We start from the raw sequence: 20,299 nt of genomic DNA on the forward strand, positions 1-20,299 counted from the left end.
ATAGGGATGGCGTCCTCCCTTGCCAAGCAGAACAGCATGTCGCGGTTAAGCTTTCGCCCATCATCAACCGGCAGTATGGCCGCTGAAAGGCGTGGTAGGGAGGAGCGGCGCGCCGATCAGCGCGGCGACAGTTCCGGCCGGCGCCAGGTCGAAGGACGGCAGGAAGCGGGCAAAGGGCGCGACGACCGGGCATACCGCCATTCGTGGCAAGGCCGGGCTGTCCTGCACCGGACCAAGGCTTTCGCCTGGATGTTCACTTGAGCGCCACAACACCGGCTCGGCCGCCAGGGCCGCGCGGACAAGGCTTGGCGGCGTGCCGTCTTCGGCAATTTCACGTTTTGCGGCACGAGCCGCGCCGAGCGGCGCGATCAAAAATGCATCTGGCTCGTCGCCCAATGTGATCCTCCGGCGGCCGTCCCAGAGTGCATCGTCCACGGCAGGAGCAGCGGGCGGCAGGTTGCGGGTTTCGCGACGCAGGAAAATGCCGGCACGCCGTGCATCGACCACCGTCCGCGACAATGTGGCGCAAAACGGGTTAGCATAAAATGGCATCACGCAAGATGGCCTGGGCCTCAGCCGGGCAAACAGCGCCTCGCTGCGAGCCTGGTCGGGCAGAAAGGCAACGCCGCCGACAGTCGCCAGCAGGATGCGCAGCGCATAGACGGCCGCGAGGTCGTCGCCGGCCGTCGCAAAACCCGGATCGAGACGGATAAGGCCATCGGCGGGCCTGCTGGCAAAGCCACGGATCAACGCGGCCGCGCGATGGCCAAGCTGTTCGCGCTCCACGGCAGCCCGTGCGGCCAGCGCCATCGCGTCTTCCTGCGCACCATTGCCATCGGCAAGTGCTGCGCGGATGCGCGGCCGCTCGAAAGCCTCGTCGTCATTGGTCGGGTCTTCGGCCCAGCCGACGTTCGCGCGCCGCAGGACTTCGCGCAGCGCCGCACGCCGTGTGCCGAGAAGCGGCCGTGCGATCCAGATCCGCCAGTCGTAAAGGGTTGCGGGCGCCATGCCGGCAAGGCCTCGCCCTGCCTCTCGCGGCCCCTCCTGGCGCGCGTGCCGCATCAGCACGGTCTCGGCCTGGTCGTCGGCAGTGTGGCCGGTCAGGATCAGGCCGATGCCCTCCGCCTGCGCTGCCTCGGCCAGCAGCCGGTAGCGCGCCTCTCGCGCGGCAGCCGGCAGGCCGGTCGACGGCTTGCGCCCGGACCAGACCATGATGCGGTGGGCAATGCCGCGCGCGGCGCAAAGCCTGGCCACGGCTTGCGCTTCCGCTGCCGAGCCCGGCCGCAGATTGTGGTCGATCGTCACAGCCAGCAATTTCGTTGCGGGCGCGCTGCGGTCGAGGTGATCTTTGATGAGAAGGAGAAGGGCGGTCGAGTCGCTGCCGCCGGACACGGCCGCAACAGCGCCGTTGGTAAAGTCGATCTGCGAAAAAACCGAAAGGTCAGGCTCGGTTTCGAGCATCAATGCATGTCGCCCAAAAGTGGGCCCGGTTTTGGGGCAACGACATGCAAGAGAAAAACTAGCACGCCGCGAGCGCCCTTTCCTGTTTGACACGTTCCTTGAGCGTGCCGGAAACGTTAGGATAGCGCTTGCCGATCTCGCCGAAAGTGGCGCAGGCCACGTCGCGCTGGTTCAATCCGACCAGCGACACGCCGAGCTTCAGCAGCATGTCGGGAGCCTTCTTGGCCTTCGGATAGTCCTTGCTGGCGGCGAGGAAAGTCTCGGCCGCGTCGCGGTATTTCTGCTGGCCGAGCAGTGACTCACCCAGCCAGTAATGCGCGTCCGCCGCCTTGGCGTCCTTGGGGAAGCGGGCGATGTGGTCGCGAAAGCCCTGTTCGGCAGTGCTGTAGTCGCCCGACAAGATGAACTGGTAGGAGTTGCGGTAAAGTTCCTCCGGGTCGTCGGTGGCAGGCAGCGCCGCAACCACCGTATTGTCGGACTTGCCGGCCTGCGTGCCGGCTTGATCGTTAGTGGCTGGGGCGGTGTTCTGCGCCGGTGCATGTGCCTGCGTGTTGCCGTCGGCGTCGACTACATTGCCGTTCTTGTCGACGGTGATGGTGCCGAACGTCTTCGGAGGCGTGCCCGGGATCACCCTGCCGGGTTCGCCAGTCGGCGATTCGACGATGACGTCCTCGCCCTGGGCGCCGGCGGGCGGTGTGCCCGCATCGGCCGGCGCATGCGTCGCCGGAGCCTCGGCGACGCTGCTGTCGGTGTTGGTGGTGGCGTCCGACTTTTTCTGCTCCGCTGGTTGCGGCGCGCCTTGCGAACCGCCTTCCAGCTGCTGGAAGCGGAACTCGTTGTCTTCCTGCTGCTTGCGGATCTGCTCCTGCATCTGCAGGACCTGGAAGTTGAGCTCCTCGATCTTGCCGTTCATTTGCCGGAGCTGCTCCTGCAGTGCGGTAGTGCCGGTGCCATCCTGTGCGAACTGAACCTGATCCGGCTTTTTCTTTTCACCGAAAATGCCGAGCGTCGGCAGGTGGAAGGAAAAACCGCCTTTCGACGGTTGTTGCTCGTTGCCGCTTGCCCCGGTACCGGCAGCAAGTGCGGCGACGCTTGATACGAGCAGCAGCGCAAGCGTGCCGCTCAAGACCGATCTGAAATGCATGTGCCTCTCGCCGTGAAATTGTTTGCCTGTTGCATGCCTTCCGATCGGAGTGGGACCGTCAGGCGCCTTGGCTCTTAGCAGGACGCAGGACTTCGGCCAAATTTTGTTTCAAGTCTCATATCCGGGTGCCGGACATGAAAAAGGCGGCCGTCGCCGCCTTTCGCATATATGTGTTGCATTTCTGCCGATCAGGAATTGCCGATCAAGAACCGGCGCCGCTGAGCGTGGTGACGGCGCGGCGGTTCTGCGACCAGCAGGAGATGTCGTCGCAAACCGCGACCGGACGTTCCTTGCCGTAGGAAATGGTCTTCAGGCGCTGGCCGGAAACACCCCTGGCGACGAGGAAGTCGCGGGTGGCGGCGGCACGGCGGGCACCGAGCGCCAGATTGTATTCGCGCGTGCCGCGCTCGTCGGCATGGCCTTCGATGACGATGGCATACTGCCCATACTGGTTCAGCCACTGCGCCTGGCGCGAAAGCGTCGTCTGCGCGTCGGCGCGGATCGAGGACGAATCCGTGTCGAAGAAGATACGGTCGCCGATGTTGACGGTGAAGTCCTGGGCCGATCCGGGCGTTGCCGCGCCGGCGCCGCTGAGGCCGAGATCGGCGGCGCTGTTCGGGGTCTTCTTCGAGGCGCAACCGGCGATGGCGAGCGACGCCACCAGCGCGATCATCACCGGGTTTCTGGTAAGTGCTGCGATACGGCCCATGCCGCCTCTCCTTCGCAATTCGAGTGATTTCGTTGATCGTCCAGTAACCACGTTTGGGTTAACCGGCGTTCAAGAAACACGGTTAAAATTTGGTTTCGGCTGCCGTCCGCAGCCGTTTTGCCAGGGGCCGCCCAAGGGGTCCACAATGTGCGCGGACCCTAGGCGGAAATGCGGCTAAAACGCGACCAAGCCGTGGAAAGGAGTGAATTGAAGAGTTGAGGAATCCCGTTTTCTTCATCTCTTCAATTCTTCAATTCTTCATTTCTCCAATTCCTCTCACTCGAGCAGCGGCGACCAGGCTGGATCCGACGCGAAATTCGCGGTCGGGATCGACTGTTCGTTGCGGCCGGTGAGATCGACCGAAACGAGTTTCGGACCGCCGGCTGAATCGCGGAAGAACATCAGCACCCGGCCGTTGGGCGCCCAGGTCGGCCCCTCCTGCTGGAAGCCGGTTGAAAGGATGCGCTCACCCGAACCGTCGATGCGCATGACGCCGATCTGGAATTCACCGGCGGTCTGCTTGGTGAAGGCGATCAGATCGCCGCGCGGCGACCACACCGGCGTCGAATAGACGCCGTCGCCGAAGGAGATGCGGGTCTGGCCCGAACCGTCGGCGCCCATCACATAGATCTGCGCGCGGCCGCCGCGGTCGGAAGTGAACACCACCTTGCTGCCATCAGGCGAATAGGACGGCGAGGTGTCAATGGCCGCCGAATTGGTGAGCCTGGTCGTCGAGCGGCTTCTCAAATCCATGGCGAAAATGTTGGAATTGCCGTCGTCGCGCAGCAGGCTCATGATCACCTTCTGGCCGTCGGGCGAGAAGCGCGGTGCAAAGGTCATGCCGGGAAAGTCGCCGACCAGCTCGCGCTGCCCGGTCTCGATCTGCAGCAGATAGACCTTCGGCTGGCCGCTTTCATAGGACATGTAGGTGATTTCCTGCCGGTTCGGCGAGAAACGCGGCGTCAGCACGATCGACTTGCCGTTCGACAGGTAGCGGACATTGGCGCCGTCCTGGTCCATGATGGCGAGGCGCTTCTTGCGCGCATTCTTTGCGCCCGATTCGTCGATGAAGACGACGCGCGTGTCGAAATAGCCCTTCTCGCCGGTCAGCCGCTCATAGATGGCGTCGGCAATGATATGGGCGACGCGCCTTGTATTGGCATCGTTGGCGAAGAACTGCTCGCCCGACATCTGCTGACCGGCAAAGGTGTCCCACAGCCTGTACTGGGCGCGGACGCGGCCGTCGGCCTCCTTGCTGACGCTGCCGGTGACCAGCGCCTGGGCATTGATCACCTTCCAATCCTCGAAGCGGGGCGTCGCATCCGGGTTCGAGATCTTTTCGATGAAGGCGCTCTTGTCGATCGGCGCGAACAGGCCGGAGCGTTTCAGGTCTGCGCTGACGATGCCGGAAATCTCCGCACCCAGCGCATCGCCGCCCTGGAAATCGGTGATGGCGATCGGCAGCGGCTCGACATTGCCTTTGTTGACGTTGAGCTCAACGAGCGCCCGCGCCGGCAAAGTGGCGGCGGCAGTCATACCCAGCGCCATCGCTGCGATCATCAGGAGCGGCTTGAGGATGGATTTCATGTCTTCTCGCTTCTCTTCAATGATTTTAGGGGCGCTAGGCCTACAGGCCCAGCATCTCTCTCGGGTCGAAGGTGACCCGAACGTCGGCCCAGATGTCTTGTTTGCCCGCGGGAACCTGCAGGCCGGCCACATCGCATTTCTGAACCGCACGAACGGCACTTTCGTCGAACGGGCGGTTTCCGCTCGACTGTTCGACGGACGGCCGTCCGTCCAGCTTGCCGGAGGCGTCCAGGTTGAACCGGACCACGACGACGAAATTCTCCGAACCCTCGAGCCCCGCCGGCAGCGTCCAGCAACCGCCAAGCTGGGCCTCCAACGCCCCCTGCTCCGACCTTGAAAGCTTCTGGCCCTGGTCCTTGTCGCCACCGAGCGATGCCTGCTGGGTTGAACGCTTGGCGCCGCCGCCGGACGGCTTTCGCTTGTCGAGCAGCGCGGAAATCTCGTCGGCGTTGAACTGCTTGTCTTCCGACTTCGGCTTGGATGACGCTTCCTTGACTGGCTTGTCGGCGTCCTTCCGCTCCGGCGCCTTGGCGCTTTCGGCCTGGGCCGGCTGCGGCTTCGGCCGCGCCTGCGGCGCAGGCGCAGAGTCCGGAAGCTGCGTCGTCTCGGTGGGCTGCTCTTTCGTTATTGCTTCGGCGACGGCGTCCGGCTTGACCTCGGGCTTCGGGTCGATGGCGGCGGTCTTGTCCTGCGGCGGCGTCGGCGCCGGCTCCTTGGCCGGTGTCGGCTTTGGCTCCGCCTGCTTGACCGGCTCGGGCTTGACCTCTTCCTTCGGCTGCGGGACCGGTGCGACCTCCGTCGCCGGAACAGGCTTGGGCTGTTCCTTCGGCTTCGGCACATCCTCGGGCTTTGGCTTCTCTTTCGGTGTCGGCGCGGGCGGCGGCGCCTCAGCCAGATCCACGGGGTTGGGCTTGGCTTCCGGCGTTATCGGCTTGTCGGTGTCGACGCTGTTTTCGCCGACTTTCTGGGCATCGGGAACGATGTCGGGGCGCTGTGTGGGCACCGGCGCCGGTTTCTCGTGCATCACGGCCTTCTTGTCGCCTTGCAGAATCTGCGCGGTTGCTTCCATCGGCACGATCTCGACCGACACTGATTCCACGTCGGACGCGGGCATGGCAGGCGGCGACGACAGCGTGAACAGCCCGAAGGCCAACGCTACCGTATGCAAGATAACCGATGTGGTGAGGCCCGTCCTCATCTTGCGTCTACTGATCCTGTTCCTGCAGCGAAACCAGGCCGATGTTCTTGTAGCCCGCGGCCGAGATGCGGGCCATCACCTTCATGGCCGTGCCATAGTCTGTCGACTTGTCGCCACGGATGAAGATGCGCTCGTCATAGCCAGTCTTCGAGATCGCCTGCAGTTTCGCCACCAACTCCTCGATCGGGATTTCGGTCTCCTGGAGGTATATCTGGCCGGCCGGATTGATCGAGACGGTGATCGGCTGCGTATCGACGTTCATCGCCTTGGCCTGCGTGTCCGGCAGGTCGATCGGCACGCCAACCGTCAGCAATGGTGCGGCGACCATGAAGATGATCAGCAGCACCAGCATCACGTCGACCATCGGCGTGACGTTGATTTCCGATATCATCGCGTGATGGCGGCCGCGCCGCCTGTGGCCACGACCACCGCGTCCACCACCACCCGCGCCTACAGACATTCCCATGATTGTTCCTCAGGTCTTCTGCGCGACTTTTTCATCGATTTGGCGCGAGAGTATGGCGGAGAACTCGTCCGCGAATCCCTCCATGCGCACGGCGATCTTGCTCGCGTCCGACGACAGCTTGTTGTAGGCGATGACGGCGGGGATGGCCGCGAGCAGGCCGATGGCGGTGGCCAGCAGCGCTTCGGCAATGCCGGGCGCGACCACCGCCAGGCTGGTATTCTTGGATGCGGCGATCGCCTGGAACGAGGTCATGATGCCGATGACGGTACCGAACAGGCCGATGAAGGGCGCTGCCGAGCCGGTGGTGGCGAGAAAACCAAGCCGCCCTTCCAGCTTTTCCATTTCGCGGGTCAGCGCCAGGTCCATCGCCTTGTCGATGCGGTTCTGCAGGCCAAGCGGCGATTTCGCGCCCTTCTCGAAGCTCTTCTTCCATTCGCGCATGGCGGCGACGAAGATGGCGCCCATGCCGGTGGTCTTGCGATCTGCGAGCGTGCGATAAAGCTCTTCCAGCGACTGCCCGGACCAGAACACCTGTTCGAAGCGATTGAGCGCGAGCCGCATGCGGCCATAGGCGACGAGCTTGTCGACGATGATCGCCCAGGTCCAGATCGAGGCGCAGAGCAGCCCGATCATGACCAGCTTGACCACCCAGCCGGCCTGCATGAACAGCGCCCAAATCGACAAATGCGCGCCCGGTTCGGCGAGTGCGATATTTTCCATGGTTACGTCCTTAAGATTTTCCGGGCACGGCTGGCGGCTGGCCCATGGGCATCCCTTGTGGTCCGTTCGCGCAAAGCTTCCGGAATAACCCCAAAATGCACCGTTGGCGGCCTTTTCGGGGCAAATGTTGGTGAAAGGAAGGCGCTGGATTCCTCCAATCTTCACCACTCTCTTCATGAACCGTTATGGTTAAGGATGGGTTAGGACGTACAGCGCGGCGCATTGCCGCGCCTTGGGCATGCCGCCAGGCATCGTCAGCGGATCATCGGCGTCAGTAATTTATCCATTTGCCTTGGGCATGAAGGCCGCGATCCATTCCTTCGGGAAACGTCTTGGCCGGCCATTCTCGCCGACGATCGCCGCCTCGACCCGCGCCTCGACCAGCACCTCGCCGCCGCGCTTCAGCTGCTGCGCCATGAAGATGCGGGCGCCCGAAATGTCCTCGGTTCGCGTCTCGATGGTCAGGATGTCGTCCATGCGGGCGGATCCGCGAAAATCGATCTCCATGCGCCGCACCACCCAGACTATTCTTTCGCCGTGCTTGCCCTCGGCGAGCTCGGTGTGATGAACGCCGGCAAGCCTGAGATAGTCGGAACGGCCGCGCTCGAAGAATTCGAGATAGCGCGCATGATAGACGACGCCGGAGAAATCAGTGTCGGCATAATAGACCCGTGCCATCAGCCGGTGGCCGAATTCCGTCAGCGCGCCGGAAAGCCCGGCGCCGAGCGCCGCCGATTCACCATGATCGTCCATCGCGCTTTCCTTTTTGGGCCTGACCGGGCACCTAAAGCGCGACGCGCTTTAGGTAGTTGTTTCCGTGCGTGTCGTTGTCCCAAAGCCGCTACACACTTTTGGGCGACACGCATTAGCTTGAGCTTGGCGCATGAACCCGATGGCACTGTTGACGGCGATGATCAAGACCTTGATGGCGGCGCTGCTTGTGCTGACCGCGCTGGCGCTGCCGGGCCAGGCGGCGAGCTTTTCGGTGAAGCGCGGCCTCAATCTCGACCAATGGACGACTTGGCCGAGCGAGGACAAATGGGGCGACCGGCAGGCAATCCTGCCCTATCCGGAATGGCGCAAGTTCCTTGGCGATGATGACCTCGAGGCGCTGAAGGGCGCCGGCTTCGATTTCCTGCGCATGCCGGTCGATCCGTCGCCGTTCCTGTCGGGCGAGACGCTGGCGCTGCGCGACGAGCTCTATGCCAGCGTGCTGGACTCGGTGCGCATGATCAATCGTGCCGGCTTGAAGGTGATCGTCGACATGCATCTGATCCCCAGCGGCAGCAGCCGCAAGATCGGCATGGGCGAGGTGATGGACGACCCGAAAGTGTTCGAAGCCTATGTCGAAATGGTGCGCAAGATGGCGCGCACGCTGGCCGATGAGGATCCGCGCCAAGTCGCCTTCGAGCCGATGAATGAGCCGGTCGTCGACTGCGACAGCGACGTCACCAGCCTCTGGCCGGAGCGCCAGCAGAAACTGTTCGCCGCTGCGCGTTCGTCGGCCACCAAGCTCACCCTGATCCTGACCGGCGCCTGCTATTCCAATGCGGCATCGCTGGCAAAGATCGATCCGAAGGTGATCCCGGACGACAACATCATCTGGACCTTCCACTCCTACGATCCGTTCCTGCTCACCCACCAGGGTGCGACCTGGGCCGGCGACTTCATCCCCTACGTGACCGGCCTGCCCTATCCGCTCACCGCCGTCCCGCGCGCCCAGCTGGATGTTACGCTCGATACGATCCGAGCAAGGATCAAGGCCGAGGCGCCATGGACGCGGCAGAGCGGGCTGCTTGCCTATCTCGACGAGCAGGTCGCCAGCATGGACACGGATGAGAAGCTGCGCGAGATGATGGATGCGCCGTTCACCAAGGTCGAGGCATGGGCAAAGGCCAACGGCATCAAGCCGCAGAACATCACGCTCGGCGAGTTCGGCATGATCCTCCAGGAATACGGCAATGCCTATGTGATGCCGGCCAAATACCGCGCCGCTTATGTCAGGGACATGGTCGCGCGCGCCGAAGCTCATGGCTTCTCTTGGTCGGTCTGGAGCTATGGCGGCGCCTTCGGCATCGTCGACGCTTTTGACAGAGAAAAAGCCGAGCCGGATGTGATGGAGATGATCAAGTCGCTTCATTGAAGCGGTTCAGGCTGAACCCAGTTCGATCGAAAGAATCTCTGGGCGCGCACCCCAAAACGCACCGGCAGGATGCTGAAGCCGAGCCCTCCGGAGACGATCAGGTTGCGGCTCTCCTCCACGACATGGCCATAGGCAAAACGGTTGCCGAAGCGGGATGGCACGACCGGAGAATAGCCGAGCAGCCGCACCTGTCCGCCATGGGTATGGCCCGAAAGGGTCAACGATATCCGTGACGGGACCTTCGGAAATATGTCGGGCTCATGCGCGAGCAGAATAACGGGAGCCTTGTCGCTCACCTTTGCCAGCGTGCCATGCAGGTCATCCAGCCCTTTGAATCTGCTGCGGCCCCAGGCTTTGCCCGGCCGCAGCGCAAGTTGGTCCGCAAGCCCGGCGACCCAGAAGCCATGCCCGTCCTTTTCAAGGCGGACGGCATCGTTTTCCAGGACCGGGATGCCAGCGCTCTCGAGCGCCCTGCGCGCCACCGTCGGCCCGAACCCGGCCTTTTGCGCGGAAAGGTCCTCCCACCAGTCATGATTGCCGAGGATCGACCACACGCCGAGCGGCGCCTTCAAATCGGACAAGGCCGGCGCCCATTCAGAGGAATCCACCCAGTCCGTCACCAGGCGCGTGCCGGATGCATAGTCGCCAAGCAGGACAATCAGATCCGGCTGCAGGGTGTTCGCCCGTTCGGCAAGCGACCTAATCCGCTCCGGCGTCATCCATGGCCGGCAAGCATGAATATCGGCGAGAGCGACAACGCGAAGCCGCAATCCTGCAGGCCAGTTTGGCGGCGTCAATGAATAGCGCTTTACATGCGTCAGCAACATCGGCTCCAGGCCAACCGCATAAGCGCTGAGCGACACGGCGGATAAGAACGAACCGCCGATGAGGCGCAGGAAGCCACGTCTGGTGATCATCGCTCAGCTCCGTCGTTCGTGGGATCGACGGTCCCACAGCGCGAGGCGTTAGAGCCCGCAAATGCGCCGGCAAGCTGACCGGGATTAGGAGATTTTGCGCAGGAACGAAGGGCCGCGCGGACGCTACTCTTCCTGGAACAGGCTGATCTGCTGCTGCGCAAGGTCCTTCGGCGCGTCGAGGCCGAGATGCCGCCAGGCATTGGCGGTCAGCACGCGGCCGCGCGGCGTGCGCTGAATAAAACCCTGCTGGATCAGATAGGGCTCTATGATGTCCTCGATGGCATCGCGCGGCTCGGAGAGCCCTGCAGCGATGGTCTCGATGCCGACAGGCCCGCCGCCAAAATTCCGCGCGATCATCGAGAGATAGCGGCGGTCGAGCGCGTCGAGGCCGAGTGCATCGACCTCGAGCCGCGTCAGCGCCTCGTCGGCGATCTGGCGATCGACATGACCGTCGCCGGCGACGGAGGCAAAATCGCGCACGCGGCGCAACAGCCGGCCGGCGATGCGCGGCGTGCCGCGCGCCCGCCGCGCGATCTCCAGCGCGCCATCGTCGCCGAGCGGCATGGCAAGGATGCGGGCGCCGCGCCGCACGATCTGCTCCAGTTCCTCGACCGAGTAGAAATTGAGACGAACCGGAATGCCAAAACGGTCGCGCAGCGGATTGGTCAAAAGACCGAGCCGGGTGGTTGCGGCGACCAAGGTGAAGCGGGCAAGATCGATCTTGACCGAGCGCGCCGCCGGCCCTTCGCCGATGATCAGGTCGAGCTGGAAATCCTCCATCGCCGGATAGAGGATTTCCTCGACCGCCGGATTGAGCCGATGGATCTCGTCGATGAACAGCACGTCGCGATCTTCGAGATTGGTGAGCAGCGCTGCGAGATCCCCAGCCTTGGCGATGACCGGACCGGAGGTCGAGCGGAAATTGACGCCGAGCTCGCGCGCCATGATCTGCGCCAGCGTCGTCTTGCCGAGGCCGGGCGGGCCGACGAACAGCACGTGGTCGAGCGCCTCGCTGCGGCCCTTGGCGGCCTCGATGAACACTTTGAGATTGGCCCGCACCGCCGCCTGGCCGACGAACTCGCCGAGCGTCTGCGGCCGCAAGGTCTGCTCGGCATCCTCGCCGCGCTTGTCGGGAGCAATGAGGCGTGGCGAAAGGCTCATGCCGCCTTCCTTGCACAGGGCAGGGAGCTGGACAAGCGTAGACTCACCGCGCCAGTTCCTTCAGCCCGAAGCGGATCAGCTTCGACGCATCCGCGTCCCCACCGGCGCTTTTCAGCGCTGCCGCCACCGCATTGGCGGCGGTATCGCGCGAATAGCCGAGATTGACCAGCGCCGAGACGGCGTCGGTGATCGGCGCCGGCGCGACGCCTTCGCCGAGCTCCTGCTTCAGGCCGATGGTGCCGGAGGCAGTGCCCGCGTAGGCCGGCGCCTTATTCTTCAGTTCGGTGACGATGCGCTCGGCCACCTTTTTGCCAACGCCCGGCGCGCGGCTAACCATGGCAATATCACGTAGCGCGATGGCATTGGCGAGATCGGCCGGCGCCAGCGTCGACAGGATGGCCAGCGCCACCTTGGCGCCGACGCCCTGCACATTGCTCATCAACAGCCGGAACCACTCGCGCTCGAGCACCGACTGGAAACCGTAGAGCCGCAGCATGTCCTCGCGCACATAGGTCTCGATGAAAAGAACCACCGCCTCGCCGGGTGCCGGCAAAGCGGCAAGCGTGCGCGCCGAGCAGTGGGCGACATAGCCGACGCCGTGCACATCGACGATGCAGAAATCCTCGTCGATCTCGTCCAGCGTGCCTCTGAGCTTGCCGATCATGCCAAGGCTCTCATGGATGCAAGGCCCTCATGGATAGGTTTCCGGAGACATGATGTCGAGGTCCGGGAAGTAGCTGCGATAGCGCGCGGCATCGCGTGTCAGCAGACGATGTCCCGCAACGACGGCGTGGGCTCCAATAAAGAAATCCGGCAGCGTTCGTTCGCGGAGCCCCCCTGCGCGGCGATAGCGGGAATGCGTGACGCCGGCAAGGAACGCCGCTTCCCATGGCAAGAGTTCGCGATCCATCTTGAGCGTCTCGACTGCTTTACGAAGTGCGGCTTCCGTCGCTATCAGCGGCGCGAGTTCGGACCAGACGATTGTGTTGATAACGAGTGCGCCATCGCGCCGGCATGCGGTGATCGCCGACGCCGACCACTTCGTCTCCCGTCCGGCAGGACCCCAAACGTCGATCAGGACATTTGTGTCAATCAATGTCGAGATCTTCACGTGGACCCCTCAGCCACTCGATGTACTCGTCTGCCGTCATCCCTCCCAGATCCAGCGTGCCGGCCATCTGATCGAGCAGCCGGCTGAAGCTACGGGAAGCCTCCTCTTCGGAAACGTTTTCGTTGACCGCAACGACACGAACTCCATCGTCAGTGGGCAAGAACTCCACCTCCGAGCCTGGGCCGATGCCCAGGCGATCCCGTATCTCTTTCGGGATCGTCACCTGTCCTTTGGTTGTCACCCGCATGGTAATACCTCTCAGGTATTACTTATTGCCAACCCTGAGAACAAGTCAAGAACAAACTTATCGTATCGTTCCGAAATCGGAATCGATTTTCGGAAAGCACGATGCGTAGATTCAAAGTGCTAGAACGTGCTTTGTGCGTCCAAATGGACGCTCGTCGCTATAGGCGAGCGCCATCCTATAGGCAACACTCTGCCGGTGATGCGCATGGCAGATGGCAATGGCCAGCGCGTCGGCGGCATCGTCGGTATCGAAAGTCGCCTTCGGCATCAGCACCTTGACCATCATGTGGATCTGCTTCTTGTCGCCATGACCGACGCCGATCACCGCCTTCTTGACGGCGTTGGGCGCATATTCGGCAACGACCAGGCCTGCCCGCGCCGGCACCAGCATGGCGATGCCGCGCGCTTGGCCGAGCTTCAGCGTCGCTGCCGCATCCTTGTTGACGAAAGTCTGCTCGACCGCCGCCTCGTGCGGCATGGCGGCATGCAGGATCTCGGCGAGCCCATCATGCAACTGGCAAAGACGCGTCGCCAGCGCCGCCTTGTCGTCGGAACGCACGGTGCCGGAGGCGACGAAGCGCAGCGAATTGCCGAGGCTCTCGACGATGCCCCAGCCGGTGCGCCTCAGCCCCGGATCAATGCCGATGATGCGAATCGCTTCCCCCATCCGCCAAGTCTACCCCTAGCGGACAGCGATGCCAGCGAAATGTGAACAAACCAGAAACAGGTCCGCTACGTCCCCAGGAGAGCCCCTAAGAGACTGTTTCGAAAGTCGCTCCGGCGCGTCATATGGTGGCGGTTTCGAGAACCGGAGCGCAGCGGACATTTGGGTCCGTGAGCCCGCGCATGACCCCGAAAATCGGAAAGATTTCGGAAAGGATCATGCGCAAAATCAAAAGCGCTACAGCGTCGCGTCCAAAGGACGAGCGGCGCTGTAGAGTTTCCAAACAGTCTCTTAGCCGCGGGCGAAAGCCGTGTTGAGCAGCGTGATCTGATCGGAAACCGGATTGACGCGGCGGCCGGATGGCGACACGTCAGGCACGGCGCCGCCGTAGATTTCCTCGTCCATGCGACGCACCAGCGCCTGCAGGCGCAGCGAACGGTTGATGAGGTCAAGAAAATCCTTGGGCAATTCGACCCAGCCTGCGGCATCGTTGTTGGCGGAAGCGGTGTCGAGACGCACCTTGGATTTTTCGGAAGCAACCTGATCGCGGGTCATCTCTCCGGAATTCGCCGCACGCTGCAAGAGCAGCCAGGAAGCGACCTGCATCAGCCTTGTGGTCAGTCGCATCGACTCGGCCGCATAGAGCGTCGCCGCCAGCCTGGACAATTTCTTCGCCTCGGCCCGGCCCTTGCCGTCCAGATATTCGGCCGCCTGCTCGACCAGGCCCATGCCTTCCTGGTAGAGCGGCTTGAAGGATTGGGAGAAAACCCGGCGCTCCGCCAGCTTGATGGTTTTCGCGCTTCCCTTCGAAGTCTCGTTCATCGATACGCCCTGCACTTGCCTTACAGCCGGCCGAATCGGCGTCATCGCCGTCACGTCCTGCACCCTATATAACCGAGGCTTGAAAATGCGCTTCGGAGCGGGTGAAGGCAAGCACATGTTTAACAAACGGTTAACGGCAGCGCAGACGCCCGGGCAATCCGGATTGCGGGCAAAAAAAGAGCCGCGGATAAGGCGGCTCTCAGGAGTTTAACAGGGAGGCGTCAAACAAAGTGGCTCCAACCACTCGGTAAGAATCCAGATCACTGGATGCACATAGTAAACGCCTGTAAAGCTTAATGAAGCCTTAACGGCGCGGATATTTTTTGAGCTAGCGCCGCCCGCCTGTGCCGTAACAGCACATGCTCAGGCCCGGGCTCAACCCTTTGGGCTCAGGCCTTTTGCGCCTCAGGAAGCCGCTCGGCTTTCCAAACCACCGGCAGTGCGATGTAGGCAAACAGCAGCAATCCCGCGTAAAAGCCCATCGAGGACGTTGCCACCAGTGGCTCGATCGCCGGGTTTCCGCCAAGCATGATGTAAAGGCCGCTCAACAGGCCGATGCCACTGATTGCCGTCAACCAGAAATGGACAGTAGCGAGCGTCTTTTGCCCGACTGCCGGAAACAGATGGTAAAAGAAGGCGAACACCGCCGACATCAGCCATCCGGCCACCATGATGTGGGCGTGGGTCGGCATCTGCGCATGGTCTTTGCTGATCGCCATCTCAAGGCCAAGCGCCATCCCGAACATCGCGTAGATGACGGCCAGCGTGAAGAAATTTCGTGCTACCTTTTGCATAGTATCCCCCGATTTGCCTTTTCCCGTTATGGGAATGGGTTGAATTCAGGCGGTCGACCCGCCACCGGGGTCCCCGGCATCGGCGCATTAGCATCGGCAATGTTTCTGGACGATGTCGCGTGGCGCCCGACCCTTCCCGGCGCTGTCAGAATAGCAGAAAACAGCGTGACGCGCTTGCGCAATCGTTGAACGATGCCGGTGCCGAGTGCCGCCCGAACTTTGCCGTGAAGCTGACGGCAACTCGGCCACGGCGATCTATAGAAGGCCGGCGATCCCGTCCCACAGAAGCTTGACCGCGACGACCGCCACGGTCGCGTAGGTGAAGGGGTAGAACAGTTCCGGCCGCATCCGCCGCACCAGCCAGGCGCCGGCGATGGTCGAAAGCGGCGCCAGCAGTACCAGAACCGCCGACGCGGTCAGGTTGGTGGTGTCGAACTGTCCGAGCGCGAAATAGGGGATGAGCTTCAAAGCATTGGTGGCGGCAAAGAAGATTGCGGCGGTGCCCGACAGCACTTTCGGATCGAGCCGGATCGGCAGCGCATACACTTGGAATGGTGGGCCGCCGACATGGGCGACGAAGCTGGTGAAGCCGGCGACCGTCCCCCAGAAAGCGGCAGCGGCGCGGTTGGGCTCGGCTGAGTGGTTTGCACCGTGCCGCATCTGTAGATAGACCCAGCGAAGCACGAAGATAATCGCCACGGCGCCGACGATCAGCCGCACCATTTCCGCTGTCACCAGCGCCGCGGTCAGCCAGCCGAGGCCGATGCCGATCACCGCGCCTGGCATCATGTCTATAAGCATCTTGCGGTCGTAGACACGCCACCATGTCCACACCGAGACGATGTCCATCAGGCACAGTATAGGCAGCAGGATGGCGGCGGCCTGCACCGGCGGCATGGCCAGCGCCATCAGCGGCACGCCGACGAAGCCGACCGCACCGCCAAAGCCGCCCTTGGACAGACCGACCAGGATGACGGCTGGAATGGCGGCGGCATAGAACCACGGATCGAGAAGCAGGCCTGACATCGGAGGGGAGCAGTTGGAGGGAAGGTTGGCCTCGGGAATAGACCAGAAATGTGCACGCCGCGACCGCAAAATACGAACGCAATGCGCCTGAGCCCGTCAGCCGGCGGAGCCTGTCAGATGTTTGGCATGTCGAGCGGTGGCGGGCGCCTCCGGATCGGCTGCGCCTTGATGATGGCTGTGCTGGTTTCGGCCTTGTCGGCGATACGGTCGAGGAGCTTGTCGAGATCGCCGATCGAGCGCACGAACAGCCGGGCAACAAAGCAATCGTCGCCCGTCACCTTGTCGCATTCGCCAAACTCCGGGATCTCCTCGATCAGCTTCTGGACGATATGCAGCTTGCCCGGCAAGGGCCGGATGCGAACGATCGCCTGCAAGGTGTAGCCGAGCGCTTGGGGATCGATCTCGACGGTGAAAGCCCTGATAACGCCGCGATCCTCGAGACGTCGGAGCCGCTCCGAAACGCTTGGCGACGACAACCCGACCTGCTGGGCCAACTCCTTCAGCGAGGTTCGTGAATCCCGGATCAGGATGTCGAGGAGCTTTTTGTCCAGGTCGTCCAGCATTTTACGATCCTCAATCGAAAACGAGATTTGCCTCACTTAATTAGGCAAAGCAGGGATAACACCTTCTGCAAATCATGGAAAGCGCCGGAACCATGTGAGATTATCAAGTCTCAACAGATCTCAGGGGTATTTCATGGACAGGACGGTGCGTGGCACGATCGAAATGACGGCCGCAATGACGATCCTGGGCACGATCGGATGGTTCGTCGTCATGTCGGGCCAGCCCATCATGGACGTCGTCTTCTGGCGCTGTGCCTTCGGCGCGATAACGCTGCTGATCATCTGCGCTGCCTTGGGGCTGCTGCGCGGCAGGCTGTCACTGCGCATCGTGGCGATCGCGGCTCTGGGGGGTGCTGCCATCGTCGTCAACTGGCTGCTCCTGTTCAGCTCGTTTTCCCGCGCCTCGATCTCGATCGCCACGGCTGTCTACAACACGCAGCCCTTCATGCTGGTCGGCTTTGGCGCGCTCTTCTTCTCAGAGCGGCTGACCATGACAAAGCTGGCCTGGCTTGGCATCGCCTTTGCCGGCATGCTGCTGATCGTGCAAGGCTCGCCTGATGCCGGCTCCGATGCAGGCCCCAATACAGGTAATGTCGGCACGGATTATTTTACCGGTATCGCGATGGCGCTGGGTGCGGCTTTCTTCTGGGCCGTCGCCGCCATCGTCACCAAGAAGCTCAAAGGCACGCCACCGCACCTGATCGCCCTGATCCAGGTCTGCGTCGGCGTCGTCATGCTGGCACCCTTCGCCAATTTTTCCCAACTTCCCGCCGATGCGTGGAGCTGGAGCATGCTGGCGACGCTTGGCGTCGTCCATACCGGTCTGATGTACATCCTGATGTACGGCGCCATTCAGAAACTGCCGACGCATCTGCAGGGGTCGCTGTCCTTCATCTACCCCGTGGTCGCGATCCTGGTCGATGTCGTCGCCTTCGGCCACCGGCTGCATCCGGCCCAGATCGTCGGCGCCGCCGCCATCCTGATCGCCGCCGCCGGCATGAATCTTGGCTGGACGCTGTGGAAATCGAAGACCCCAGCCGGGAGCACTCAGGCAATCAAGTGAGGCAAGAACGTCGCCGGACGACAATCCTGCGCCAATGATCCTGCCCCGCCCGCCTGTTCAAGGCCGGCACTTTGCTCTATGCCGCAATGCAACCATCTTCGCCCGGCATAGGCGAAAACCGGGATCGAAAACCAATGAACGACGCAACGCCTCCAAATCGCTGCCGCATCGTGCTGATCACGCCGCCGGGCGTGTCGGCTGAGCGCATCGTTGCGGCGTTCGAGGGCGGCGACGTCGCCTCGCTTATCCTGCCCGAGAACGGCATGGACGAGGCCTCCTTCCAGGCCTTCGCGGAACAGATAGTGCCGGCGGCGCAAGCGGCAGGCGTTGCCGTCGTCATTGCCGGCGACACCCGCATCGCCGGCCGCGTTCAGGCCGACGGCATCCATATCGAGGTCGGCAAGGCCGAACTCGCCGAGACGATCGAACGTTTTCAGGAAAAAATGATGGTCGGCACCGGCGGCGCCAAGACCCGCGACGATGCGCTGGAACTCGGTGAGCTCAGGCCCGACTACATCTTCTTCGGCCGTTTCGGCTACGACAACAAGCCGGAGCCGCACCCACGCAACCTGTCGCTGGGGCAATGGTGGGCAGATGTGATCCAGATTCCTTGTATCGTCATGGCCGGGTCCGACATCGCCTCGGTGGAAGCGGTGGCTGCCACCGGCGCCGAATTCGTGGCGCTGTCCAGCGCCATCTTTGCCGAAGGCGTCGATCCAAAGATGGCAGTCGCCAGCGCCAATACGCTGCTCGACGAGGCCGCGCCGCGTTTCGAGGACTGACGTGCCCACGCGGACAATCCTTTTCGGTGCTTTGCTTGTGGCGCTCGCGGTGCAGACCGCCATGGCGGAAACCGTCCCATTGCCGCAAGCCAAACCCAACGTCGGTGCAAAGACGGACAAGCCGATCGCCACGCCGCTGCCGCAGCCTGCCACCACGGCCCCGCTGCCGTCGGCCGACGCCATCAATCCGGATCGCTTTGGTGCAAAGCCGTCGGATTCTGCCTATGGCGCCTTCCAGCGCGGCCTTTACAAGACGGCCTACAACCTCGCCTTGGCCCGCGCCCAGAACGGCGATCCGGCGGCGCAGACGCTAGTCGCCGAGATATTGTCGCGCGGTCTTGGCATGCCGGTCAACGCGGCGGAGGCGGCAAAGTGGTACGCGCTTGCCGCCGAGCAGGGCGTACCGGACTCGCAGTTCCAGTATGCGCTGATGCTGCTCGACGGCCGCTACGTCAAGAAGGACGAAAAGGGGGCCTACGCGCTGATGCAGGCCGCCGCCGAGGCCGGAAATCGTCTGGCGCAGTTCAATTTCGCGCAGCTGCTGGTCCAGCAGGATCCCGGCGATGCCGGCATCGCAAAGGCCGTGTCCTACTATCAGCGCGCCGCCGCTACCGGCCTTGCCGACGCGCAGTATGCGATGGCGCAGGTCTATGCCAATGGCGTCGGCGGCAAGCCGCGCGACGATGTCCAGGCGCGAGGCCTGCTGGCACAGGCAGCACGGCAGAACTACGATACGGCACAGATCGATCTCGCCGCCTGGATGATCGAAGGACGTGGTGGCGCCCGCGACCTGAAGTCCGGCTTCGGCTGGATGAAGCAGGCCGCCGAAGGCGGCAATGTCGCCGCCCAGAACCGCCTCGCCAAGCTTTACATGGGCGGCATCGGCACCGATCCGGATCCGATCCTTGCCGGCGCCTGGTACGTCGTCGCCCGCCGTGCCGGGCTCATCGACCCGCAGATGGACGATTTTCTGCAGGGCCTGACCGACGACCAGACGAAGCAGGCACTGCAGAAGGCCAACCGCCTGCCGTAGAGCGCCACGGGATGGCTGTGCGCCCGCCACTCCCTTGCCTCTCCCGGAGATTTGTGGTCTTGGAGGCACCAAATCGCTTTCATTGCGAAAATCTCATCCCGGATCACATCCTCATGGCCAAGATCAATGGCAACGAAATCCGTCCCGGCAACGTCATCGAGCATGATGGCGGCCTTTGGGTGGCGGTCAGGACCAATCACGTCAAGCCCGGCAAGGGCGGCGCCTATAACCAGGTCGAGCTGAAGAACCTGATCAACGGCACCAAGCTCAACGAGCGTTTCCGCTCCGCCGAAACCGTCGAACAGATCCGGCTGGAGATGAAGGACTTTTCCTTCCTCTACGAGCAGGGCGAAGCGCTGGTATTCATGGATACCGAAAGCTACGAGCAGCTTGAATTGCAGAAGGACTTTGTCGGCGACCGCGCCGCCTTCCTGCAGGACGGCATGATGGTGACGGTCCAGCTCTATGACGAAAGGCCGATCGGCATTTCGCTGCCCGACCAGGTAACGCTGACCATCACCGAGGCCGATCCGGTGGTGAAGGGCCAGACCGCGGCCTCGTCTTACAAGCCGGCGATACTTGAGAACGGCATCCGCGTGCTGGTGCCGCCCTTCATCGGTTCGGGCGAGCGCATCATCGTCGACACCAACGAAATCACTTACGTGCGCCGCGCCGACTAAGGCGCCGGC

22 protein-coding genes and 1 pseudogene are annotated in these 20,299 nt (G+C 62.8%); 5 read left to right on the forward strand and 18 right to left on the reverse strand.

Translation table 11 applies throughout. The annotated features are described in order from the left end of the window. Positions 1-63 precede the first annotated feature (63 nt). The 8 genes from tilS to ybgC form a co-directional block, all read right to left on the reverse strand. Complete coding sequence (tilS, locus tag CIT25_RS24850) at positions 64-1,461, reverse strand: tRNA lysidine(34) synthetase TilS (protein WP_095487390.1); 1,398 nt, start codon at positions 1,459-1,461, stop codon at positions 64-66. 58 nt (positions 1,462-1,519) lie between these two features. Continuing rightward, positions 1,520-2,605, reverse strand: a complete 1,086-nt coding sequence (gene ybgF / locus CIT25_RS24855) for a tol-pal system protein YbgF (RefSeq protein ID WP_095487391.1) — start codon at positions 2,603-2,605, stop codon at positions 1,520-1,522. A 202-nt stretch (positions 2,606-2,807) separates the two neighbouring features. Next, entirely contained in the window at positions 2,808-3,314 is a 507-nt protein-coding gene (gene pal / locus CIT25_RS24860) for a peptidoglycan-associated lipoprotein Pal (protein ID WP_095487393.1), read from the reverse strand. Positions 3,315-3,590: 276 nt separating this feature from the next. Next, on the reverse strand, positions 3,591-4,874 hold the full coding sequence (gene tolB, locus CIT25_RS24865; protein ID WP_425351756.1) for a Tol-Pal system beta propeller repeat protein TolB: 1,284 nt from the start codon (positions 4,872-4,874) through the stop codon (positions 3,591-3,593). A gap of 67 nt (positions 4,875-4,941) precedes the next feature. Next, positions 4,942-6,099 (reverse strand): energy transducer TonB family protein, encoded by a 1,158-nt coding sequence (locus CIT25_RS24870; RefSeq protein ID WP_095487397.1) that lies wholly within the window; start codon positions 6,097-6,099, stop codon positions 4,942-4,944. Positions 6,100-6,106: 7 nt separating this feature from the next. Then, on the reverse strand, positions 6,107-6,565 hold the full coding sequence (tolR, locus tag CIT25_RS24875) for a protein TolR (RefSeq protein WP_095487399.1): 459 nt from the start codon (positions 6,563-6,565) through the stop codon (positions 6,107-6,109). Positions 6,566-6,574: 9 nt separating this feature from the next. Then, complete coding sequence (gene tolQ / locus CIT25_RS24880; RefSeq protein ID WP_095487401.1) at positions 6,575-7,285, reverse strand: protein TolQ; 711 nt, start codon at positions 7,283-7,285, stop codon at positions 6,575-6,577. Between the two features lie 279 nt (positions 7,286-7,564). Then, the gene (ybgC, locus tag CIT25_RS24885) at positions 7,565-8,038 is read right to left on the reverse strand and encodes a tol-pal system-associated acyl-CoA thioesterase (protein ID WP_095487403.1); all 474 of its coding nucleotides are present in this window, start codon (positions 8,036-8,038) and stop codon (positions 7,565-7,567) included. 139 nt (positions 8,039-8,177) lie between these two features. Here ybgC and CIT25_RS24890 point away from each other — a divergent pair, with 139 nt between their 5' ends. After that, entirely contained in the window at positions 8,178-9,428 is a 1,251-nt protein-coding gene (locus CIT25_RS24890) for a glycoside hydrolase family 5 protein (RefSeq protein ID WP_095487688.1), read from the forward strand. A gap of 6 nt (positions 9,429-9,434) precedes the next feature. Here CIT25_RS24890 and CIT25_RS24895 read toward each other — a convergent pair. The 10 genes and pseudogenes from CIT25_RS24895 to CIT25_RS24940 all read right to left on the reverse strand — a co-directional run bounded on the left by CIT25_RS24895 (position 9,435) and on the right by CIT25_RS24940 (position 16,732). Next, positions 9,435-10,345: pseudogene (locus CIT25_RS24895) on the reverse strand (metallophosphoesterase). A 123-nt stretch (positions 10,346-10,468) separates the two neighbouring features. Beyond that, positions 10,469-11,506, reverse strand: coding sequence for a Holliday junction branch migration DNA helicase RuvB (gene ruvB, locus CIT25_RS24900; RefSeq protein ID WP_095487405.1), 1,038 nt, complete (start codon positions 11,504-11,506; stop codon positions 10,469-10,471). A gap of 43 nt (positions 11,507-11,549) precedes the next feature. Continuing rightward, positions 11,550-12,170, reverse strand: a complete 621-nt coding sequence (gene ruvA / locus CIT25_RS24905; protein WP_095487407.1) for a Holliday junction branch migration protein RuvA — start codon at positions 12,168-12,170, stop codon at positions 11,550-11,552. Between the two features lie 27 nt (positions 12,171-12,197). Beyond that, complete coding sequence (locus CIT25_RS24910; protein ID WP_095487409.1) at positions 12,198-12,617, reverse strand: type II toxin-antitoxin system VapC family toxin; 420 nt, start codon at positions 12,615-12,617, stop codon at positions 12,198-12,200. After that, positions 12,595-12,864, reverse strand: a complete 270-nt coding sequence (locus CIT25_RS24915; RefSeq protein ID WP_095487411.1) for an AbrB/MazE/SpoVT family DNA-binding domain-containing protein — start codon at positions 12,862-12,864, stop codon at positions 12,595-12,597. Before CIT25_RS24915 ends, CIT25_RS24910 begins: the two co-directional genes overlap by 23 nt. A gap of 111 nt (positions 12,865-12,975) precedes the next feature. After that, positions 12,976-13,530: a crossover junction endodeoxyribonuclease RuvC gene (gene ruvC / locus CIT25_RS24920; RefSeq protein WP_095487413.1), complete on the reverse strand. Its 555-nt coding sequence runs from the start codon at positions 13,528-13,530 to the stop codon at positions 12,976-12,978. 288 nt (positions 13,531-13,818) lie between these two features. Next, a complete protein-coding gene (gene rcdA, locus CIT25_RS24925; RefSeq protein ID WP_095487415.1) occupies positions 13,819-14,349 on the reverse strand; it encodes a protease adaptor protein RcdA in 531 nt (176 codons plus the stop codon). A gap of 389 nt (positions 14,350-14,738) precedes the next feature. After that, on the reverse strand, positions 14,739-15,143 hold the full coding sequence (locus tag CIT25_RS24930) for a hypothetical protein (RefSeq protein ID WP_095487417.1): 405 nt from the start codon (positions 15,141-15,143) through the stop codon (positions 14,739-14,741). Positions 15,144-15,398: 255 nt separating this feature from the next. Continuing rightward, a complete protein-coding gene (locus CIT25_RS24935; RefSeq protein ID WP_095487419.1) occupies positions 15,399-16,169 on the reverse strand; it encodes a sulfite exporter TauE/SafE family protein in 771 nt (256 codons plus the stop codon). 113 nt (positions 16,170-16,282) lie between these two features. Next, on the reverse strand, positions 16,283-16,732 hold the full coding sequence (locus tag CIT25_RS24940; RefSeq protein WP_095487421.1) for an Lrp/AsnC family transcriptional regulator: 450 nt from the start codon (positions 16,730-16,732) through the stop codon (positions 16,283-16,285). A gap of 133 nt (positions 16,733-16,865) precedes the next feature. On the opposite strand from CIT25_RS24940, the gene CIT25_RS24945 reads away from it, so the two are divergent. The 4 genes from CIT25_RS24945 (at position 16,866) to efp (ending at position 20,290) form a co-directional block, all read left to right on the forward strand. Beyond that, positions 16,866-17,795 (forward strand): DMT family transporter, encoded by a 930-nt coding sequence (locus CIT25_RS24945; RefSeq protein WP_095487423.1) that lies wholly within the window; start codon positions 16,866-16,868, stop codon positions 17,793-17,795. Positions 17,796-17,929: 134 nt separating this feature from the next. Further along, complete coding sequence (locus CIT25_RS24950) at positions 17,930-18,577, forward strand: thiamine phosphate synthase (protein WP_095487425.1); 648 nt, start codon at positions 17,930-17,932, stop codon at positions 18,575-18,577. A gap of 61 nt (positions 18,578-18,638) precedes the next feature. Then, positions 18,639-19,610: a tetratricopeptide repeat protein gene (locus tag CIT25_RS24955; protein WP_095487689.1), complete on the forward strand. Its 972-nt coding sequence runs from the start codon at positions 18,639-18,641 to the stop codon at positions 19,608-19,610. Between the two features lie 113 nt (positions 19,611-19,723). Further along, on the forward strand, positions 19,724-20,290 hold the full coding sequence (gene efp, locus CIT25_RS24960; protein ID WP_095487427.1) for an elongation factor P: 567 nt from the start codon (positions 19,724-19,726) through the stop codon (positions 20,288-20,290). Positions 20,291-20,299: the final 9 nt, after the last annotated feature.

Source organism: Mesorhizobium mediterraneum (genome assembly GCF_002284565.1).
Lineage (GTDB): Bacteria > Pseudomonadota > Alphaproteobacteria > Rhizobiales > Rhizobiaceae > Mesorhizobium > Mesorhizobium mediterraneum.

What these genes read in the sequence shown, in the direction of transcription:
- CIT25_RS24940 (WP_095487421.1), bottom strand. Translation starts at nt 16,732, where the DNA reads ATGCTGGACGACCTGGACAAAAAGCTCCTCGACATCCTGATCCGGGAT.
- ruvB (WP_095487405.1), bottom strand. Translation starts at nt 11,506, where the DNA reads ATGAGCCTTTCGCCACGCCTCATTGCTCCCGACAAGCGCGGCGAGGAT.
- tilS (WP_095487390.1), bottom strand. Translation starts at nt 1,461, where the DNA reads ATGCTCGAAACCGAGCCTGACCTTTCGGTTTTTTCGCAGATCGACTTT.
- efp (WP_095487427.1), top strand. Translation starts at nt 19,724, where the DNA reads ATGGCCAAGATCAATGGCAACGAAATCCGTCCCGGCAACGTCATCGAG.
- pal (WP_095487393.1), bottom strand. Translation starts at nt 3,314, where the DNA reads ATGGGCCGTATCGCAGCACTTACCAGAAACCCGGTGATGATCGCGCTG.
- tolB (WP_425351756.1), bottom strand. Translation starts at nt 4,874, where the DNA reads ATGATCGCAGCGATGGCGCTGGGTATGACTGCCGCCGCCACTTTGCCG.
- CIT25_RS24935 (WP_095487419.1), bottom strand. Translation starts at nt 16,169, where the DNA reads ATGTCAGGCCTGCTTCTCGATCCGTGGTTCTATGCCGCCGCCATTCCA.
- CIT25_RS24950 (WP_095487425.1), top strand. Translation starts at nt 17,930, where the DNA reads ATGAACGACGCAACGCCTCCAAATCGCTGCCGCATCGTGCTGATCACG.
- ybgF (WP_095487391.1), bottom strand. Translation starts at nt 2,605, where the DNA reads ATGCATTTCAGATCGGTCTTGAGCGGCACGCTTGCGCTGCTGCTCGTA.
- CIT25_RS24890 (WP_095487688.1), top strand. Translation starts at nt 8,178, where the DNA reads ATGGCACTGTTGACGGCGATGATCAAGACCTTGATGGCGGCGCTGCTT.
- CIT25_RS24915 (WP_095487411.1), bottom strand. Translation starts at nt 12,864, where the DNA reads ATGCGGGTGACAACCAAAGGACAGGTGACGATCCCGAAAGAGATACGG.
- ybgC (WP_095487403.1), bottom strand. Translation starts at nt 8,038, where the DNA reads ATGGACGATCATGGTGAATCGGCGGCGCTCGGCGCCGGGCTTTCCGGC.
- rcdA (WP_095487415.1), bottom strand. Translation starts at nt 14,349, where the DNA reads ATGAACGAGACTTCGAAGGGAAGCGCGAAAACCATCAAGCTGGCGGAG.
- tolQ (WP_095487401.1), bottom strand. Translation starts at nt 7,285, where the DNA reads ATGGAAAATATCGCACTCGCCGAACCGGGCGCGCATTTGTCGATTTGG.
- CIT25_RS24930 (WP_095487417.1), bottom strand. Translation starts at nt 15,143, where the DNA reads ATGCAAAAGGTAGCACGAAATTTCTTCACGCTGGCCGTCATCTACGCG.
- CIT25_RS24945 (WP_095487423.1), top strand. Translation starts at nt 16,866, where the DNA reads ATGGACAGGACGGTGCGTGGCACGATCGAAATGACGGCCGCAATGACG.
- ruvC (WP_095487413.1), bottom strand. Translation starts at nt 13,530, where the DNA reads ATGGGGGAAGCGATTCGCATCATCGGCATTGATCCGGGGCTGAGGCGC.
- CIT25_RS24870 (WP_095487397.1), bottom strand. Translation starts at nt 6,099, where the DNA reads ATGAGGACGGGCCTCACCACATCGGTTATCTTGCATACGGTAGCGTTG.
- CIT25_RS24955 (WP_095487689.1), top strand. Translation starts at nt 18,639, where the DNA reads ATGGCGGAAACCGTCCCATTGCCGCAAGCCAAACCCAACGTCGGTGCA.
- ruvA (WP_095487407.1), bottom strand. Translation starts at nt 12,170, where the DNA reads ATGATCGGCAAGCTCAGAGGCACGCTGGACGAGATCGACGAGGATTTC.
- tolR (WP_095487399.1), bottom strand. Translation starts at nt 6,565, where the DNA reads ATGGGAATGTCTGTAGGCGCGGGTGGTGGTGGACGCGGTGGTCGTGGC.